Origin of the sequence: Tenebrionibacter intestinalis (assembly GCF_016632365.1) — a bacterium.
GTDB classification, from domain to species: Bacteria; Pseudomonadota; Gammaproteobacteria; order Enterobacterales; family Enterobacteriaceae; genus Tenebrionibacter; species Tenebrionibacter intestinalis.
Genome location: NZ_JAEPBH010000006.1, coordinates 18492 through 35917, shown reverse-complemented (window position 1 = coordinate 35917; position 17426 = coordinate 18492). Strand labels below are relative to the sequence as shown.

21 protein-coding genes and 1 tRNA gene are annotated in these 17426 nt (G+C 53.9%); 6 read left to right on the top strand and 16 right to left on the bottom strand.

Going from position 1 to position 17426, the window contains the following annotated elements; all coding sequences use genetic code 11:
• Window positions 1-50 precede the first annotated feature (50 nt).
• On the top strand, window positions 51-1292 hold the full coding sequence (locus tag JJB97_RS03480) for a multifunctional CCA addition/repair protein (RefSeq protein WP_238712404.1): 1242 nt from the start codon (window positions 51-53) through the stop codon (window positions 1290-1292).
• 15 nt (window positions 1293-1307) lie between these two features.
• Here JJB97_RS03480 and bacA read toward each other — a convergent pair whose 3' ends face one another.
• Window positions 1308-2126: an undecaprenyl-diphosphate phosphatase gene (bacA, locus tag JJB97_RS03475; protein ID WP_238712403.1), complete on the bottom strand. Its 819-nt coding sequence runs from the start codon at window positions 2124-2126 to the stop codon at window positions 1308-1310.
• A 91-nt stretch (window positions 2127-2217) separates the two neighbouring features.
• Window positions 2218-2592, bottom strand: coding sequence for a bifunctional dihydroneopterin aldolase/7,8-dihydroneopterin epimerase (gene folB / locus JJB97_RS03470; protein WP_238712402.1), 375 nt, complete (start codon window positions 2590-2592; stop codon window positions 2218-2220).
• Between the two features lie 209 nt (window positions 2593-2801).
• Here folB and plsY point away from each other — a divergent pair, with 209 nt between their 5' ends.
• Window positions 2802-3431 carry a glycerol-3-phosphate 1-O-acyltransferase PlsY gene (gene plsY / locus JJB97_RS03465; protein ID WP_238712401.1) on the top strand — a complete coding sequence of 210 codons (630 nt, stop codon included), beginning with the start codon at window positions 2802-2804 and terminating at the stop codon, window positions 3429-3431.
• 19 nt (window positions 3432-3450) lie between these two features.
• On the opposite strand, the gene tsaD is transcribed toward plsY, so the two are convergent.
• A complete protein-coding gene (gene tsaD / locus JJB97_RS03460; RefSeq protein ID WP_238712400.1) occupies window positions 3451-4464 on the bottom strand; it encodes a tRNA (adenosine(37)-N6)-threonylcarbamoyltransferase complex transferase subunit TsaD in 1014 nt (337 codons plus the stop codon).
• Window positions 4465-4718: 254 nt separating this feature from the next.
• Between tsaD and rpsU the strand changes: the two genes are divergently transcribed.
• The 3 genes from rpsU to rpoD all read left to right on the top strand — a co-directional run bounded on the left by rpsU (window position 4719) and on the right by rpoD (window position 8782).
• On the top strand, window positions 4719-4934 hold the full coding sequence (gene rpsU, locus JJB97_RS03455; RefSeq protein WP_005295814.1) for a 30S ribosomal protein S21: 216 nt from the start codon (window positions 4719-4721) through the stop codon (window positions 4932-4934).
• A 114-nt stretch (window positions 4935-5048) separates the two neighbouring features.
• Window positions 5049-6794 carry a DNA primase gene (gene dnaG / locus JJB97_RS03450; RefSeq protein ID WP_238712399.1) on the top strand — a complete coding sequence of 582 codons (1746 nt, stop codon included), beginning with the start codon at window positions 5049-5051 and terminating at the stop codon, window positions 6792-6794.
• Window positions 6795-6943: 149 nt separating this feature from the next.
• Window positions 6944-8782 (top strand): RNA polymerase sigma factor RpoD, encoded by a 1839-nt coding sequence (gene rpoD / locus JJB97_RS03445; protein WP_238712398.1) that lies wholly within the window; start codon window positions 6944-6946, stop codon window positions 8780-8782.
• Between the two features lie 363 nt (window positions 8783-9145).
• Here the strand turns inward: rpoD and mug are convergent, their stop codons facing one another.
• Entirely contained in the window at window positions 9146-9703 is a 558-nt protein-coding gene (gene mug / locus JJB97_RS03440) for a G/U mismatch-specific DNA glycosylase (RefSeq protein ID WP_238712397.1), read from the bottom strand.
• Window positions 9704-9827: 124 nt separating this feature from the next.
• Here mug and JJB97_RS03435 point away from each other — a divergent pair.
• Window positions 9828-9903: transfer RNA gene (locus tag JJB97_RS03435), tRNA-Ile, on the top strand.
• A gap of 102 nt (window positions 9904-10005) precedes the next feature.
• Here the strand turns inward: JJB97_RS03435 and JJB97_RS03430 are convergent.
• The 12 genes from JJB97_RS03430 to JJB97_RS03375 form a co-directional block, all read right to left on the bottom strand.
• The gene (locus JJB97_RS03430; RefSeq protein WP_238712396.1) at window positions 10006-10839 is read right to left on the bottom strand and encodes a DUF4942 domain-containing protein; all 834 of its coding nucleotides are present in this window, start codon (window positions 10837-10839) and stop codon (window positions 10006-10008) included.
• Between the two features lie 115 nt (window positions 10840-10954).
• Entirely contained in the window at window positions 10955-11296 is a 342-nt protein-coding gene (locus tag JJB97_RS03425; protein ID WP_145508511.1) for a TA system toxin CbtA family protein, read from the bottom strand.
• 20 nt (window positions 11297-11316) lie between these two features.
• The gene (locus JJB97_RS03420) at window positions 11317-11634 is read right to left on the bottom strand and encodes a type IV toxin-antitoxin system YeeU family antitoxin (protein WP_046694528.1); all 318 of its coding nucleotides are present in this window, start codon (window positions 11632-11634) and stop codon (window positions 11317-11319) included.
• Between the two features lie 17 nt (window positions 11635-11651).
• Window positions 11652-11873, bottom strand: coding sequence for a DUF987 domain-containing protein (locus JJB97_RS03415; RefSeq protein ID WP_100188781.1), 222 nt, complete (start codon window positions 11871-11873; stop codon window positions 11652-11654).
• A gap of 8 nt (window positions 11874-11881) precedes the next feature.
• Window positions 11882-12358: a JAB domain-containing protein gene (locus JJB97_RS03410; RefSeq protein ID WP_103161931.1), complete on the bottom strand. Its 477-nt coding sequence runs from the start codon at window positions 12356-12358 to the stop codon at window positions 11882-11884.
• Window positions 12359-12373: 15 nt separating this feature from the next.
• The gene (locus JJB97_RS03405; RefSeq protein WP_145508513.1) at window positions 12374-12832 is read right to left on the bottom strand and encodes an antirestriction protein; all 459 of its coding nucleotides are present in this window, start codon (window positions 12830-12832) and stop codon (window positions 12374-12376) included.
• A 97-nt stretch (window positions 12833-12929) separates the two neighbouring features.
• The gene (locus JJB97_RS03400) at window positions 12930-13169 is read right to left on the bottom strand and encodes a DUF905 domain-containing protein (protein WP_103161929.1); all 240 of its coding nucleotides are present in this window, start codon (window positions 13167-13169) and stop codon (window positions 12930-12932) included.
• 77 nt (window positions 13170-13246) lie between these two features.
• Window positions 13247-13720, bottom strand: coding sequence for a hypothetical protein (locus JJB97_RS03395; RefSeq protein ID WP_238712395.1), 474 nt, complete (start codon window positions 13718-13720; stop codon window positions 13247-13249).
• Between the two features lie 21 nt (window positions 13721-13741).
• Window positions 13742-14437, bottom strand: coding sequence for a hypothetical protein (locus JJB97_RS03390; RefSeq protein ID WP_146043699.1), 696 nt, complete (start codon window positions 14435-14437; stop codon window positions 13742-13744).
• A gap of 182 nt (window positions 14438-14619) precedes the next feature.
• Window positions 14620-15321: a WYL domain-containing protein gene (locus JJB97_RS03385; protein ID WP_103161926.1), complete on the bottom strand. Its 702-nt coding sequence runs from the start codon at window positions 15319-15321 to the stop codon at window positions 14620-14622.
• 216 nt (window positions 15322-15537) lie between these two features.
• On the bottom strand, window positions 15538-16359 hold the full coding sequence (locus JJB97_RS03380; protein WP_050915243.1) for a DUF932 domain-containing protein: 822 nt from the start codon (window positions 16357-16359) through the stop codon (window positions 15538-15540).
• An 89-nt stretch (window positions 16360-16448) separates the two neighbouring features.
• Window positions 16449-17312, bottom strand: coding sequence for a GTPase family protein (locus tag JJB97_RS03375; protein WP_050915244.1), 864 nt, complete (start codon window positions 17310-17312; stop codon window positions 16449-16451).
• Window positions 17313-17426 lie beyond the last annotated feature (114 nt).

Genomic DNA, 17426 nt, shown 5'->3' with positions numbered 1-17426 from the left:
CTTACGTATATTTTCTGTTTAATCGCACACAGCCTGAGGAGAATTGCAGGGTGAAGATTTATCTGGTCGGCGGCGCAGTCAGAGACGGGTTGTTAGGGCTGCCGGTTAAAGATAAAGACTGGGTTGTGGTAGGCGCCACGCCGCAAGAGATGATCGAGGCAGGCTACCAGCAGGTGGGCCGGGATTTCCCCGTGTTTCTCCATCCCGAAAGCCGTGAAGAATATGCGCTGGCGCGCACCGAGCGTAAATCCGGCCACGGCTATACCGGCTTTGTGTGCCACGCAGATCCCGACGTCACGCTGGAGCAGGATTTGCAGCGCCGGGACCTGACGATTAACGCCATCGCTCTTGACAGTCACGGTAATTACGTCGATCCGTGGGGCGGGCGCGCCGATCTTAACAAGCGTCTGCTGCGCCACGTTTCCCCCGCCTTTAGCGAGGATCCGTTGCGCGTGCTGCGCGTGGCACGCTTCGCTGCCCGCTACGCTCATCTTAACTTCCGCATTGCCGATGAAACCCAGGCGCTGATGCGCGACATGACCGCGCGCGGCGAGCTCGCGCACCTGACGCCGGAGCGAGTATGGAAAGAAACAGAAAACGCGCTGGCTTCACGCAATCCACAGGTTTTTTTCCAGGTGCTGCGCGACTGCAGCGCGCTGGCGGTGCTGTTTGCGGAAGTGGATGCGCTGTTCGGCGTGCCTGCTCCCGAGAAATGGCACCCTGAAATTGACACCGGGATACATACTCTGATGACGCTGGCAATGGCGGCCCGGCTTAGCCCGCAGGTGGATGTACGCTTCTCAGCGCTTACGCACGACCTCGGCAAGGCGCTGACGCCAAAGCGCTTTTGGCCGCGCCACCACGGCCACGGCCCGGCGGGCGTTAAACAGGTCGAACAGCTTTGCCAGCGCCTGCGCGTGCCTAACGATATCCGCGATCTGGCAAAGCTGGTCGCGGAATATCATGACCTGATTCACACCTTGCCCATCCTGCAACCAAAAACGTTGGTCAAACTCTTTGACGCCATCGACGCATGGCGAAAACCGCAACGCGTGGAGCAAATGGCCTTAACCAGCGAGGCCGACGCGCGCGGGCGTACCGGCTTTGAGGCCAGCGATTATCCCCAGGGAAGACTGCTGCGTGAGGCGTGGCGCGCAGCGCAGAGCGTTTGTACAAAAGAGGTGGTGAGCGCAGGGTTTAAAGGCGCAGAGATTCGTGAAGAAATGACGCGTCGGCGTATTCATGCCGTAGCGCAATGGAAAGCACGGGCCTGCCCGCAGCCTGCGGGCTGAGGGCAGGCCTGACGTTTACAGAAAAACGACATACACCGCCGCCGCCACGATGAAACGATAGATGGCGAACGGAATAAAGGAGATGCGTTTAATTAGCTGCAGGAACGTTTTAATAGCGATCAGCGCCACAATGAAAGCGGTGATAAAACCCACCGCGAACATCGGCATATCGGCCATTGTCAAAAAACCCATACTCTTGTAGAGATCCAGCGCCGTCGCCCCCATCATCATAGGCACCGCCAGCAAAAACGAGAACTCCGACGCCGCATAGCGGCTTACGCCCATCAGCATACCGCCAGAAATGGTCGCGCCCGAGCGCGAGAAACCAGGCCACAGCGCCAGGCACTGAAAACAGCCAATGATAAACGCCTGCCGGTAAGTCATATCGTCAATACCGACGGCACGCGGCGCCTTCGGCTTAAGGCATTCGGCGGCAATCAGCAACAGGCCGCCCACCACCAGCGCATACATAACGTTAATCGGGTTAAACAGCGATTTGATCGTATCGTGAAACACCAGCCCCAACACCACAGCCGGGATCATGCCTAACAAAATATGGATAAGCGACAGCCGCCCTTTTCCTTCGCCTTCGTGAGGCTGCGGCCCAAAATGGATGCCGATGAGGCCAAACAGGCGACGCCAGAACATCACCACGACCGCCAGTATCGAGCCTAACTGAATAACTACCTCAAAGGTTTTCGCCGTATCGCCTTCAAATCCCAACAGATGACCCACAATAATCATATGCCCGGTGCTCGATACGGGCAGAAATTCCGTCAGCCCTTCAACAATCCCAAGAACGGCGGCTATCACCAGTGAATGCACATCACCCATTAAAAAATCCTCTACACCCTGAAATGAAAAAAGGCCATCCGGCCAAAACGTTACGCAGTATGACCTGCCAACCTACGTTTGGTTTACTTCTTCAGACATTATTTTTTGCTTTCAGAAAATTGCCACGCTCGATAATTACGCCAACATTTGCCGCACGCGCCACGGCGCCGGGCTTACTGACCTTTATGCGCACCCACGGCGCGCGAAAGCGGCGCAGCAGCAGTTCAGCGACTTCTTCCGCTACGCGCTCTACCAGCGCAAAGCGCCCGCCTTCAACGTGCGCGACGACGGCATCGCTGACATCGGCATAGCTCAGGCAGTCGCTGACTTCATCGCTGACAGCCGCCCTGCGGTTATCCCACCCTATTTCGATATCGAACATCAGTTTTTGTTCGATGGTTTGTTCCCAGTCATAAACACCGATAGTGGTGATTACCGAAAGCTGCTCTATAAATACAATATCCATCACAATTTACCCGTATTGATGGGTATCCTTCCGGCCCTGCCGCATGCCGCGCAATGCGCCTGGCTGCGGCGTTACGGCGCCCTGATGCAGGTAAACAGCGCCTCAGCTCCTGCGCCGTAAAGCGTCCTGGGGATACCACTTGTCGCTAAATATGCGTATTATCCATTGATGCAGAAAACTACACGACATTTTCACAACGGAACAGCGTTATGAGTGCAATCGCGCCTGTGATGATTATCCTTGCGTACCTTTGCGGCTCTGTTTCCAGCGCCATACTGGTGTGCCGTCTCGCCGGCCTGCCGGATCCGCGCGACAGCGGTTCACATAACCCCGGCGCCACCAATGTTTTACGCATCGGTGGTAAAGGCGCAGCCGTCGCGGTGCTGATTTTCGACGTTCTGAAAGGAATGCTGCCGGTCTGGGCCGCGTGGGCGCTGGGCGTTACGCCATTCTGGCTGGGGCTTATTGCTATTGCTGCCTGCCTGGGACATATCTGGCCGATTTTCTTTAACTTTCGCGGAGGGAAAGGCGTTGCGACCGCGTTTGGCGCTATCGCGCCTATTGGCTGGGACCTGACCGGCGTCATGGCTGGCACCTGGCTGCTTACGGTACTGCTGGGCGGTTACTCTTCGCTTGGCGCCATCGTCAGCGCGCTTATCGCACCGTTTTACGTATGGTGGTTCAAACCGCAGTTCACTTTTCCTGTCGCAATGCTCTCATGCCTGATTCTCTGGCGACACCACGATAATATCCAGCGCCTGTGGCGCGGGCAGGAAACCAAAATCTGGAAGAAGCTGCGCCGCAAAAAGACGCCGGATAATGACGGAGAAGCAAAGTAGCCCTTTGCTTCTCACAAAATCACACCGCAGGAAGTTCAGACAGCGGCCAGCGTGGACGCACGCTGACGCTCAAATCAGCTATATTGCCCGCCTTCAGTCTTACCATGCCCGCATAGGCAATCATCGCGCCGTTGTCGGTGCAAAATTCTTCACGCGCGTAAAAGGCTTCGCCGCGACGCTTCGCCATCATTTGCGCAAGCTTCGCGCGCAGCGTACGGTTAGCGCTCACGCCGCCTGCCACAACCAGGCGCGTAAAGCCGGTTTGCTCCAGCGCGCGCTTGCATTTAATCATCAGCGTATCCACCACCGCATCCTCAAATGCGCGGGCGATATCAGCGCGCGTTTGCGCATCGCCGTCGCTGTCGCGAATAGTATTGGCCGCAAACGTTTTCAGGCCGGAAAAGCTAAAATCCAGCCCAGGCCTGTCGGTCATCGGGCGCGGAAACACAAAACGCCCGGCCGCGCCCTGAGCCGCCATTTTCGAGAGCATCGGCCCGCCCGGGTAATCAAGCCCCAGCAGCTTGGCGGTCTTGTCAAACGCCTCGCCTGCGGCGTCATCAATAGATTCGCCCAGCAACCTGTACTCGCCAATGCCTGTGACGCTAATTAGCTGGGTATGACCGCCTGACACCAACAACGCCACAAAAGGGAACGCCGGCGGCTTATCTTCAAGCATGGGCGCCAGCAGATGCCCTTCCATATGATGCACGGCAACCGCAGGCACACCCCAGGCAAACGCCAGTGAACGCCCTATTGTCGCGCCAACCAGCAGCGCCCCTACCAGGCCCGGGCCTGCGGTATACGCTACGGCGTCGATATCCGCAGGCTGTAGCCCCGACTCTTTCAGCGCCGCCTGAATCAGCGGCGCCGTTTTACGCACGTGGTCGCGGGAGGCCAACTCAGGCACCACGCCGCCATAGTCGGCGTGCAGCCTGACCTGGCTGTATAATTGATTGGCTAACAGCCCTTTTTCGTCATCGTAGATAGCAACGCCGGTTTCATCGCAGGATGTTTCTATACCCAGTACACGCATGGTTTTACTTTCTGTCTTTGTTGATACCGCGCAGTGTATTCCCGCACAACGCTGAAGTAAAACTTTGCTCACTTCCTCGCCGGCGCTGGTGTATACTATTGGGTCTTTATCGGGGCCCGGCAAAGCAAAAAGCAGAGGCCAGGTTCCGGCGGTGCTTTACAAAGCGGCGATAGTTGCAGTAAAATTCCGCACCATTTTGAAACAGGCTGGCATTCACGCCAGCGGCAAACCGAATTTAACAAGGTGAGAGGCACATGCCGGTAATTAAAGTACGTGAAAACGAGCCGTTCGACGTAGCACTGCGTCGCTTCAAGCGTTCCTGTGAAAAAGCGGGCATTCTGGCGGAAGTACGTCGTCGCGAGTTCTATGAAAAACCGACTACCGAACGCAAGCGCGCTAAAGCTTCTGCAGTGAAACGTCACGCGAAGAAACTGGCTCGCGAAAACGCACGCCGCACTCGTCTGTACTAGTCTCTGGTGGGGGGCATCTCTCCCACTCCTCAGACGGAGTTGTTGTTGTAAAGGCCGTGCTTCCGCAAGGAATGCGCGGCTTGTTCTCGTTTATGAACGGGTAAACCGGGGCCTATGGCTGGACGAATACCACGTGTTTTTATCAATGACCTGCTGGCGCGTACCGACATTGTCGATCTTATTGACGCGCGCGTAAAACTTAAAAAGCAGGGCAAGAATTTCCACGCGTGCTGTCCTTTTCATAACGAAAAAACCCCCTCTTTCACCGTAAATGGTGAAAAGCAGTTTTTTTACTGTTTCGGCTGTGGCGAGAACGGTAACGCCATCGACTTTTTAATGAAATACGACAAGCTCGATTTTGTTGAAAGCGTCGAAGAACTGGCGTCTATGCACAATCTGGACATTCCCTATGAAACGGGAACCGGGCTTAGCCAGATAGAGCGCCACCAGCGGCAAAATCTTTACCAACTGATGGACGGGCTAAACACGTTCTATCAGAACGCGCTGACAAGCCCGGCGGCGGATGCGGCCCGGCAATATCTGGTTACGCGCGGCCTGAGCGCCGACGTCATTGCGCGCTTCGCTATTGGCTATGCGCCAGCGGGCTGGAGCAACGCGCTCAATGAATTTGGCGGCAACAGCGATAACAGAAAGCTGCTGCTGGATGCCGGTATGCTGGTCAGCAACGACCAGGGCAATACATATGACCGCTTTCGCAATCGGATAATGTTCCCGATTCGCGACAAGCGTGGGCGAGTTATCGGATTTGGCGGGCGCGTTCTTGGGAATGATACCCCTAAATACCTCAACTCGCCGGAAACGGATATTTTCCATAAAGGCCGCCAGCTATATGGCCTTTATGAAGCTCAACAGGCAACAGCGGAACCGTCGCGCCTGTTAGTGGTCGAAGGTTACATGGACGTGGTAGCGCTGGCGCAATACGATATTAATTACGCCGTCGCATCGCTGGGCACATCCACCACCGCAGACCATATTCAGCTGCTGTTTCGCGTGACGAACACAGTAATTTGCTGTTACGACGGCGACCGCGCCGGGCGCGACGCCGCATGGCGCGCGCTGGAAACCGCGCTGGCGTACATGTCTGACGGGCGTCAGCTACGCTTTATGTTCCTGCCGGATGGCGAAGATCCGGATACGCTGGTACGTAAAGAAGGCAAAGCCGCTTTTGAAGCACGCATGGAAACGGCGCAGCCGCTCTCGACGTTTTTGTTTAACTCCCTGCTGCCGCAGGTGGATCTGAGTTCGCCTGACGGACGCACCCGCCTCGCTACGCTGGCATTGCCGTTAATCAACCAGGTGCCGGGAGAAACGCTGCGTATTTATCTGCGCCAGGAGTTAGGCAACAAGCTGGGGATTTTTGACGACGCGGCGCTCGATCGCCTTATGCCAAAAATTGCGGAAAACAGCGGCCGCCGGGCAGCGCCACAGCTAAAACGCACAACCATGCGTATACTGATAGGGTTGTTGCTGCAAAACCCAGAACTGGCGCCGCTGGCGCCGCTCCCTGGCGCGCTGGACAGTAGTAAAATTCCGGGTCTGAAATTATTCAACGAGCTGGTGAACGCCTGTCTCGCGCAGCCTGGTTTGACAACCGGCCAGTTGCTGGAGCTTTATCGCGGCACAAAAGAAGCGGCCACCCTTGAAAAACTGGCCGCCTGGGACGATATAGCGGATAAGGATATTGCAGAAAAAACATTTACCGATGCGCTGAATCACCTTTTCGATTCCGTGCTTGAGCTGAGGCTCACCGAATTAATCGCCCGTTCGCGTACGGAAGGTTTGTCGCCTGCGGAGCGTGAGGAAGTGCGCATTATCAATCAGGCGCGCGCCAAAAAGTAATTTAAGCGGCTTAACTGCCGTTATGTCCTCGGAATAGATCCGAAGGCCGCACAGCCGGGCAGCGGCAAGAAAACAAAACAGCCCGCATACGTTATTGTTGGCGGTTTCGCCGACCGACACCAACCCTAAATACAGTGTGGAACCGTCTTATGGAGCAAAACCCGCAGTCGCAGCTAAAACTCCTTGTCACCCGTGGTAAGGAGCAGGGCTATCTGACCTATGCTGAGGTCAATGACCATCTGCCGGAAGATATCGTCGACTCCGATCAGATCGAAGACATCATCCAGATGATCAATGACATGGGCATCCAGGTGTTGGAAGAAGCGCCGGATGCTGACGACCTGATGCTGGCTGAAAACACCGCGGACGAAGATGCAGCCGAAGCCGCCGCACAGGTGCTTTCAAGCGTAGAATCCGAAATCGGGCGCACAACTGACCCGGTTCGTATGTATATGCGCGAGATGGGCACCGTAGAGCTACTTACCCGCGAAGGCGAAATTGACATTGCCAAGCGTATCGAAGACGGCATTAATCAGGTTCAGTGCTCGGTTGCCGAGTACCCTGAAGCTATCACCTATCTGCTTGAGCAGTACGATCGCGTTGAGGCAGGCGAAGCGCGCCTGTCGGATCTGATTACCGGTTTTGTCGATCCTAACGCTGAAGAAGACATGGCGCCGACCGCCACGCACGTAGGTTCCGAGCTTTCCCAGGAAGAGCTCGATGACGACAGCGATGACGACGAAGACGGCGATGACGACAGCAGCGATGATGACAACAGCATCGATCCTGAGCTGGCGCGTGAAAAATTCGCCGAGCTGCGCACCCAGTACGAAACAACGCGCGACACGATTAAAAGCAAAGGCCGCAGTCACACTGCCGCGCAGGCTGAAATTTTACAACTGTCCGAAGTTTTCAAACAGTTCCGCCTGGTGCCGAAACAGTTTGACTACCTTGTCAGCAACATGCGTGCAATGATGGACCGGGTCCGTACTCAGGAACGCATCATCATGAAGCTGTGCGTTGAGCAGTGCAAAATGCCGAAGAAAAATTTCATTACGCTGTTTACCGGCAATGAAACGGCTGAAACCTGGTTTAACGCAGCGATTGCGATGAACAAACCGTGGTCTGAAAAGCTGCACGACGTGGCGGAAGACGTACATCGCAGTCTGCAAAAATTGCAGCAAATTGAAGAAGAAACCGGCCTGACGATTGAACAGGTAAAAGATATCAACCGCCGCATGTCCATTGGTGAAGCGAAAGCTCGCCGCGCCAAGAAAGAGATGGTGGAAGCGAACCTGCGTCTGGTGATTTCTATTGCCAAAAAATATACTAATCGCGGATTACAGTTTCTCGATTTGATTCAGGAAGGCAACATCGGCCTGATGAAAGCCGTTGATAAGTTTGAATATCGTCGCGGTTACAAATTCTCCACTTACGCCACCTGGTGGATTCGTCAGGCAATTACTCGCTCCATTGCGGATCAGGCGCGCACCATCCGTATTCCGGTGCATATGATTGAGACAATCAACAAACTCAACCGTATCTCACGTCAGATGTTGCAGGAAATGGGCCGCGAACCGACGCCGGAAGAGCTGGCCGAGCGTATGCTGATGCCGGAAGATAAAATTCGCAAGGTGCTGAAAATTGCCAAAGAGCCTATCTCTATGGAAACCCCAATCGGGGATGATGAAGATTCGCATCTGGGCGATTTTATTGAAGACACCACGCTTGAGCTGCCGCTGGATTCCGCAACCACTGAAAGCCTGCGCGCCGCCACGCACGATGTGCTCGCAGGCCTGACCGCGCGTGAAGCGAAAGTGCTGCGTATGCGTTTTGGTATCGACATGAATACTGACCACACGCTGGAAGAAGTGGGTAAGCAGTTCGACGTCACCCGCGAACGTATCCGCCAGATCGAGGCGAAAGCGTTGCGTAAGTTGCGCCATCCGAGCCGTTCTGAGGTGCTGCGCAGCTTCCTGGACGACTAACTCTGAGTCTGAAAAACACCGCGGCGTAAAGCCGATCGCTTAGGTTGCAAAGCGCGTATTTTTTACTCTGCATTGGGTAAAAGGACGGGGGTTTTCTCACTGGTAAATGAGATAAGGGACGCCGCCGCGCGTCCCTCAGGTTGTTGACAAAGAAGGAAAATACGAAATTTTTCTTTTTTGAGGTAAGCAGGCGAAAATCAACGCTTTGATTTTACTTATTTTTTATTGTATTTCATCCATCCTGTCTGCGACAGGACGGGGTTTGTCAGCAGTCTCAGGGACGCCGCCGCGCGTCCCTTTATTTTTCCTGCGGCCCCGAAGGCGCAGGACAGGCTGCTTCCGTCTGGCGAACAGTTCCTTTCCTCAACCGTGCAGGAAGGAAATAAGCTTAACTGGCCGGCACGTGGAACACACTCTGCGCCCGACCACGCTTAATGCATCCTCAAGCTCGCGGTAGGCAGTAACCAATTGCTCCAGCGATAAACGATTCAGCCCACTGGGATTTGGCAGCACCCAAAGTTGCGTATCGCCAATCCCCTGCGGCTGCTTTCCCCACGATACGCCGCGCACGCCCATTGCCTGCTCATAAGCCTGTTTCCCAAGGATAGCCAGCGCTGTGGGCTGGTAAGCTTCCATTTTTGCGATCAGTTGACGACCACCGTTGCGCAGTTCATCACGCGTAATTTCGCTGGCCTGCACCGTTGGGCGCGTCACCAGCATCGTTATGCCGCAGCCGGTATCAAGCAGCCGTTTTTCTTCTTCAGGCCGTAGCTGACGTTCGGTAAAGCCGGCCAGATGAATAACTTTCCAGAAACGATTACCTGAATAGGCGAAATGAAAGCCGGTATGCGCCGACGATTTCCCGGGGTTAATGCCACAGAAAACGACCCGCAATCCTGGTTCCAGGATATCTTCAATCATGCTGCTTCTCCTCTACGACGGAAATGACAGTATAAAACCTTTGCAATCCGTTGGTTAGAAAATCAGCATACGCAACGCGCAACGCTGGATTGGGGCGACGAGTTACTCTATAATGCCTCGCCACGGCCCCTTAGCTCAGTGGTTAGAGCAGGCGACTCATAATCGCTTGGTCGCTGGTTCAAGTCCAGCTGGGGCCACCAAATAAAACAAGGAGTTAGATGAGAAATCGTCTGACTCCTTTTTCGTTTTATACGAATTGGGTCAGGTAATGGGTCAGGTAAGTAATTGCCTCCCTGCCCTCTTCATCTCGCAGCCAACATCCCCGGATAATGCTTCGCCACAATATCATTCATTTTTTCTGTCAGATCACTCCGCTTAAAAGTGATGTGCGCTGTTCCTTTCTGGAAGTACCGTATACTGAAAAAATTATCTTCGTAGGCATCCTTCGAAGGGTTGTCCCGAATATGCTCCATCAACCGTGTAGTGACATCGCCACGATTGTCAGGTATCGGTTTACCATCGAGCAGAAACAACATTCTCTCCAGGTCCGCTAGTTGATCCCGTCGCCAACCCCAGTTAAGACTGAATCCCCAGCGATTGTGACTCACCAGATTGTTGACGATGATTTTCTTATTGAAGCTACAAGGACTATTGGTTTTGTAATCCCACGACAGCCCTTTGAAGACATTGATAATGCCGCGCTCAAATACATCCATTTTGTTCAGATGTAGCTGCTCAAAAGTACTGAGGATATTCGCCTCGCTGATGGCAGGCAGATCCCCCTCCTCCAAGTTCTTATGCCACTGGTCACGGGCCTGAGCATCCATCAAGGCCATCATGCCAGACTTCAATATCAAATCGCGCCAGATACTACGGTCAATATTGCGGGTAACGGCAGGCAGCGCTTTATCGACCTTTTCGGTCATCCAGCTATCGTAACGATGCCCGGCTTTCATCGCCCAGTCTTGCGCTGTACCACCGCCAATTTCTGAGGTTAACCGTGAAATGGCATTAAGATGCTCAATGAGTTGTTCTATCTGTTTAAGTGCTGCATTGCGGCCTGTCACTATGCGTTCAATACTGGTCGAGCAAATCAGCTCGCTATGATCGGTTAATACTACAGCTTCAGTTTGCATGACATTTTGTCCTTAAAAAACAAACGCGCCCGCCGGGTAGTGGCAGGCGTATTATGCAATATGTAAACAAGGGAGAAAGATCAGAAATTTAAATTGGGAAGGTTGTACGCAATATTCAGCGTACTGCATTGTTACAGCTTTGTCGCAACAAGCCAGTTGCCTGTCTTGCCCGCAGAATATCTACAGCCCGAAGGTATAGAGACTGTTCCTGCCAGCTAAAACCCCTGCGATCGATACGTACTAGTTCGTACTTTTCCACCAGAAAGTTAACGGCATTAATCAGAGTGATACCGGCATCGATATGTTTCTGTATAACGGTTTCATCACTGAATGGCGTGTAGTTCAGTGTCAGGCCATAGTGCTGTTCCAGCAGGCGTGTCAGTAACATTTGCCAGACAGCTACGGGTGACAGGCAGGGCTTTACCGCCCGCGAAGTTGCTGCAGGTTGAAGTTTCATTTTTGCTCTCGTGAAATTAGTTAGCGTTGAGTGGGATAAATGGCGATGTATACGTAGCCGCAACTACCAAGAGTATCGGCTTCGCAGGTGAAACCATTGTGGTACAGGGTAATGCAGTGGGTATAACGGGGATTCAGTTCACCGGTAGTCAGCATTAATTCCATCTGGCTGATAAAGTGCTGAAAAGTTTCATCCAGCTTTCGGCATTCGGCATCACTGAACTTACCGGTGATACTGGCCCGGTCAGCCAGGTAGTGCAGCCGGTTGCCCTCCTGCACCAGACGAGCTCCCAGGCGCGGCGTGATATCCCGCTGCAGGCCCCATGTGATGTGGCTCATTGATAACCTCTTTATTGTCAGTTCAGGGTGATACTCATCAGGCAGGCGTAAGGCCCGTTGCGGTCCTGGCGGCGTTCGGCGTATACCGCCAGGACTCCTGTGATATCCGGAACTTCCCTGCCGGTGTAATGACAGACGCTACCGTGCCACTGGTATTTGCCGGTGCAGTAGCGAAAGATTCGGGACTCAGGATGCTGGCGGTATATCGTCATTGCCCTGCGTTTACTGATAATTTTCATGTAATACCTCAAAGCAGACCGTGTTCTGCGAACGAATAGATTTGCCTGCCACCAACAATCAGATGGTCAGGGACACGGATTTCCACCAGTTGAAGTACATGAACCAGTCGCTGCGTGAGGGCTTTGTCAGCCTGGCTGGGCGTCGTCTCGCCGGAAGGATGGTTATGCGCCAGTATTACCGCTGCCGCGTTGAAATACAGGGCGCGCTTTACCACCTCCCGGGGATGCACCTCGGTACGGTTAATCGTGCCGGTGAAGAGCGTCTCATGGGCAATAAGCTGATTCTGGTTGTCCAGATACAGCACCCGGAACTCTTCTCGCTCAAGCGCGGCCATATGCAGCCGCAACCACTCCCGGACGGCATGAGTGGAGGTGAAGGCTACCCCAGGCTCATGCAGGTGCTGCTCCAGAGCCCTGAGCGCCCGCTGAATGAGACGCCGGTCCTGTGGCGTCATTTCGCCGGGTAAAAAGGAAAGCTGTTTCATCCGTTGTCCCTCTGTTCAGTCGATGATGCGCAGAATGGCCTGAGCTTCAGGATGCTGCAGGGCATAGTCCCGCAGGCGGTAATAGTGCGCGGTTATTGCGTCACACTCTGTACAGCAGGCGTGATGGCTGTATTCAATCAGGCTGACAGCGATACCGGCAGCTTCTGCACTCATATCCGCACCATTGCCGTTCATGCTATTGAACAGGCGCCATTTATCGTCACTGTCAGCATCAGGGGCCATAAACGCGCCGCCATTGCTGAGCGTGTAAAAGGACCAGATACCGCCGCTGTACTCATCACAGAAGCGGTCCATCCAGGCAAAAATGCGGGGTTCCAGCGTTATCCATTGTGGGATAGAGCCAAAGTGCAGCGGCCAGAAATCGAGACGCTGTTCGTCGGGAACCTGCGTTACTGTGAGTTTGAAATCGGATTCGTTAGCGGGTACGAGGTCGTACTGTGTCGCTGTTGTCATGGGTAAGTCTCCGTCAATAGAAAAACACCAGCGGCGATGGCTGGCTTATGGGGTAATAATGGATGGTTCGGGAGCAGACTCTCAGAAATGGGTATTGTCAGTCGGTGAGTAACGTCCTGCGGATGCCATAGCGCCGGATATATGGGTTGAGTCCTGCACCAGCATCGGGTTCAAAGTTCCAGGCCCGCCAGACCATGCTGCCATCATCGTCGCGCACAACCAGACGGAAATGCGTGTTCTGGTCATCTTCGATGGTGACGTTGTGGTACCAACAGATAATGGCTTCGGCCTGCTGCCGGGTAAAAGAACCAGGTGGTAGTAACGGGGATTCAGGCATGATGAACACCTTAAAAAGTAAAAAGCCCTGTTGCACATGGGCAACAGGGCTGGTCGAATGACTTATGTGAAAATCCGTCAGGGTTGATCGAGACAATCCTGCCAGGTGATATCTTTCAGCGCATCGTGCAAGCCACTGGCACTGAACGGTTTCGATTCCCCTGACTGTAAGGCGGTGAAAGCCAGTGTGTCTTTTGCTCCAGTGTGCTTCAGTGCTTCAAAAGCCACCTTAGCCGGAACAGCCTCGCCCGGAAGCAGTGTTTCATTCTCAAGCGAGTATTTTTTATTGTTTATCAGAAGATACACCTCGCTCATTCCTTCATCAGAGGTGGCGCGGTAATCCTCCTTCGGGAGCTGCCAGGCCACAACCATCTTTTTGTCGCTGCAACTGATGGTCAGTTTCTCTCCGGCCAGATTGTCGCTGCTGAGTGCAAACTCCATACCGCCCGTATTGCCGTACCATTCACCCCACTGCTGTTCGGTCACCGTTGCATGAGTGAAGGCCGGGGCCAGAAGAGACAGCAGGACAGGCAAACAGGGTTTAATTTTCATACTGTTATCCTTTTCAGTTCATTAGCGCTGGTTCAGTTTTTCTTTATACGCGTCTATCTGTGCCTTTAGCTGCGCCAGCGCAGCCGGAGCAATATCGGCGTCAACACGGATAAAATTCTCCTGAATCACACTGAACTTCACCGGGAGCTTAAATTTGCTCGCACCTGGCCCGCTAAGAATGGCTGTTCCCGTTTGCTCTGTATCACTGACCGGCTGTGCATTCTCAATCATCAGGCACGACACATCTTCATGAATGGAGTCCCATACTTTTTCGCCAATGGCCCTGCAGGCGGCTGAGTGATATTGAGTAAGGTTCAGATGTGCCTTTTTCGCTTTATCGAACTCGCTCTCTTTTTGTGGGTGGGCTTTGTAATAATCGAGCTTTTTCTGTAGCTGCTCTTCCCGGCGCTTTTGCGCCTGCTGCTGATTGAGCTTATCAATCTCATCCGCGTCCGGACGTGCGGTAATGGCACCGTCACTGAGGGTCATGCGGACCGGGTAGATATTGCCATTACTCAGGTTAGCAACCGCCAGATAACGGCCTTCAGATAAGGTTCTGGTGATATCGACTGAAACACAGGACTCCCGCGAATTGAGGTTCTCAAGCATATCGTTTACTGCCAGACAGCCTGATGCTTTGACCGTACTCTCCGGTGATGCAGCAAAGCTGGAGCCAGCAATCATTGCCATCAGAGGTAATAATTTAATCAGTTTCATTTTTTTCCTTACTGAAATCAGATGAATGGTTTTCGTGAATACATAAATGCCCCGGATAATACCCACCGGTACATCAGTGGGTAGTGTCAGGGCAAGGAGTCGGCTGAATACCCCGATTTTTGACGATACTGGCGATAACAGCATCGGGCTCCTCTTTGCTGCCAGGTGGATAAAAAACTGCACTATTCCGGCCTGTTATCAGCCGGAACAAACGCAAGCAGTGATTGCTGAATAAATCGAAAATGGGGTAAGGCCTGAATGAAAACCGGGTCTTCAGCCAGACGGCATAAATTGTCGTTACGCCGGAAAGACTCCTGCAGGGGCTGAACCAGATGAATTTCATCCAGGGTGAACACGGCAATATGTCCGTTATGCTCGGCAATCAGATACCAGGTCTGCTGGTGGATGAGTAACCGGCACGGAGCCAGTCGCTCGCAGCGCTGCCCGTCAGCAAGCAGCGTGACTTTTCTGCGGTCAGTGATTGCCTGAACCAGTCGCCAGAATGACAGAGGCTCTGACGGTGAGGACGCCGGACTGGCAGGTGGTATAACGCAGGGTGCTTCATCACACATCAACAACGCATTTACCAGTCGGCGGTCAAGACCCGGAAAAAGCCCGGCCAGCCCGCTGCGGTGGGCAAAGATAAGCACATCCGGCACCATCTGCATCTCACTGCCAGCGGTGCGTAGGCGGCAGTAACCGGACTGATACTCCAGGTCCAGGTACATCAGACGCTCACGGAAATCACGCCGCAGCGTGCGTATCGATACGCCAAACTCTGCCGCCAGCTTACGCACGCTCAGCGTTTCCCCGGCAACCAGACGGCTGATTATCAGCGACAGCCTGACTGCCAGCCGGTCATGGCGGCGTTCTGCCTGTGTCATGAGAGGTTCTCCGGGAAAGTTAACTGACTGAAAATGATATGATTACTTTAAAGAGGGGCGCGGTCAGGGTATGGACACCCCAGTAAGTATTTTTCATTTCTGCAAATGTCAGTTGTGGCGGGGGTTACAGACCATCCCCGGGGGAGTGAGGACCGCCAGCACGTCGCAACGCGGACAGGTGGTGTCCGATATTAACAACGTGGCAACATGAAACATCTACTGTAGTTGCGTGAGCAGTGTTTCCGCCATCACCCACAGCGCACGGTTAAGCTTCACGTCCCCGTCAATGCCACGCACGGCACGGGTATGTGTCCGTCCACCTTTAGCATTACGCCCGCTGAGTCCGCCCTTAATCAGGTTTTCCTGCACACGCTGATAAGTGGTCCAAAGGTCATTGCTCTCATCCTGCCAGCGGCGCGGGGAGAGTATCTGCGATTCAGTAACCGGCTGGTGGTCCTCACCAAAACGATACGTAAGCGCGGCTTTTGCCAGTGCCTGCTGCGCAGGTGGCGGTAAAAGCAACGACTGCATGGCATCCCGTTTTTCTTCCACACGGTCAAAAATCCCCAGCACCTCATAGGCCCCCTCAATCACCTGACTCACTACATCGCCCTTGTGCGGCACCCGCACCTCACCAAATGACTCGCCGCAGACAAGACCGTTTTGACACACAGCCCTGAACAGGCCAGGCAACATCTGGTACGAGCTGGTGCCATCATGGGAGTTGAGCAGGATAATTTCCGGCACCTGCTTACCGGTAATCTGCCCCTCCCGACGCAGGCGCAACATATGCTTAGTATGTTCACGACGACCGGGGTCCCGCACACGGGTCTGACAGGCAAAGAATGGCTGGAAACCCTCCCGCTGCAGGCTGTCCAGCAGGGAGATGGTGGGAATATAGGTGTAGCGTTCACTGCGGGACTCGTGTTTGTCCTCGCTGAATACGCTGGGCACCACGCGAAACAGCTCTTCGCGGGTTAACGGACGGTCACGACGGATAAGATTTGCAGCGCCAAAGCGCGAAGCCAGACGGGTCATAAGCAGACTCCTCATAACGGGAAAACAAATAAAGAAAGCCCTGCCGCACTAGCGACAGGGCTGGGAAAGAACAGGCAGGCGTTAAACGTTCAGAAGAAGAAATTCCAGACAGCCCGGGCAACGGACACCACGGTGTTACGGACGGCCTGTATTACGGCCCGTACCGGAGCCGGTATCAGTGGGAAAGCACTTACCGCATCCAGCGCCGCGCCGACCGTTTCACCAAAATCGTCACGCGCTTTTTCCTGGACTGTCGTTGTGCGAAAGGGAGACTGCAGTTGCCCCACCACCGGGCTGCTGGCCTCGCGCGGCAGGCACTTTATCATCCGCTCGGCCATCACCCGCAGTCCCCACTGCAGTCGCACCGACACCGCACACACGGGATGTACGGGCTGAAACAAATCATGCAGCAGGCAGATTTTGCGGCTGATATTCTGCTTCTGCGCTGCTGATAACTGACCATTACCGCTGGTGGGTTCAGTCTTATCTGACTGGCTGATAATAAACAGCACCTTATGCCGGTAAGCCTCCCCAATCACCTGATGATAAAAGTGCTCATCCACTCCCAGCGCCCGGTCATCGGCCTTAATCAGCCACAATACCAGGTCAAGTCGGGGAAGCTGTTCACGGTACAGCGCAGCATACTCGGTATCGCGAGCGCCGCTTTCGCCCACGCCGGGCAGATCCACGATTGTCATAAACCGCTCACCGACTTGCAGACGAAATCGCAAAGGTTCACGGGTACAGGCTGCCACATCGCTGACCGGCGATACTTCGCCGACAAACAAGGCATTGCAAAGGCTACTCTTTCCCGCGCCGGTTTTACCCAGAATGCCGATCACTGGCTCGTAGTCGGTTAACTGGTTTATTTGCTGCAGAATCCGCTCTGATGCCCACTGTGGCAGACCAGAAAGCGATTGGTGAAACGACTTCAAACCTTCAGAATTGTTCATTACTACTCCTCTGAAAAATAATACAAAAACGGCAGAATCGTGAGATTCTGCCGTTAATCGGGTATGTTCAGAAGAATGATATCTATCTGAAAATAATTTGAATTAAGGTAAGCG